The 1,235-nt window shown below is 63.2% G+C and carries 1 protein-coding gene; it reads left to right on the forward strand.

What is annotated here, in order from left to right:
* Positions 1-1,157 (forward strand): erythromycin esterase family protein (locus EN939_RS16710; protein ID WP_164751033.1); only part of this gene is annotated, 1,157 nt, incomplete at its 5' end.
* Positions 1,158-1,235: the final 78 nt, after the last annotated feature.

Here is a 1,235-nt window from a genome sequence, read left to right on the forward strand (position 1 = left end):
TCTACAGGGCGCGCGCGGCGATCACCCGCAGGCTCATCGAACGCCACGGCTTCACCATCGTCGCGGTCGAGGCGGACTGGCCCGACGCAGCGGCGATCGACCGCTATGTTCGCCATCGTCGGCCGCGAACCGGCACTGGCGCGCCATTCCAGCGATTTCCGACCTGGATGTGGCGCAACACCGATGTCGCGGCCTTCACCGACTGGATGCGCCGTCACAACGAGAAGCTAGAGCCTTCGGCGCAAGCAGGGTTCTACGGCCTCGACATCTACAATATGAGCGGTTCCATCGGCGCGGTCCTCGATTATCTCGACCGGGTCGATCCCCCGGCAGCCAAGATCGCGCGCGAACGCTATGGCTGCCTGACGCCCTGGCAACACGATCCGTCCACCTACGGCCGCGCGGTGCTCACCGCCGGCTATCAAAAATGCGAGAAAGCGGTGCTGGAACAATGCCGGGACTTGCTCGCCAAACAGCTCGAATATGCAAAAAGGGACGGCACCGACTTTCTCGACGCCAGTCAGAATGCCCGGCTGATCGCGTCCGCCGAACACTATTACCGGATCATGTACTATGGCGGCGCGGAGTCCTGGAACCTGCGCGACACGCACATGTTCGAAACGTTGGAACATTTGCTGCATGCCGGCGGCCCCAACGCCAAGGCCGTGGTGTGGGCGCACAATTCCCATATCGGCGATGCCCGCTTTACCGAGATGGGCGTCGTCAGGGACGAACTGAACATCGGCCAGCTCTGCCGGCAGCGTTTCGGGGATGAGGCAGCGCTGATCGGTATGGGCACGCATTCCGGCACTGTAGCGGCCGCCAGCGACTGGGACGGCAAAATGGAGGTGAAGCAAATCCGCGCGTCGCACGCCGACAGCTACGAACGGCTTTGCCACGATTCCCTTGTGTCGCGGTTCCTGCTCGACCTCGGGCGCGACACAACGCTGCGTGAGCGGCTGCTGGAACGCAGGCTGGAGCGATTCATCGGGGTGATCTACCGGCCGGAAACCGAGCTGGGCAGCCACTATGCGGACGCTTCCCTGCCCCGGCAGTTCGACGCGTTCCTATGGTTCGACAAAACCGCGGCAGTGACGCCGCTTGGCCCGGAGCATGCAAGAACCGGCGTTCCCGACACCTACCCGTTCGGGCTTTAGCCGGCGCGCGGCGAACCAATGAAGAAGCTGAGGCGTGGAACCGGAACGAACTATCCGGTCTGCGATTTCAAAACTGCA

This window comes from Mesorhizobium sp. M7A.F.Ca.CA.002.05.1.1, assembly GCF_003998335.1.
GTDB lineage: Bacteria > Pseudomonadota > Alphaproteobacteria > Rhizobiales > Rhizobiaceae > Mesorhizobium.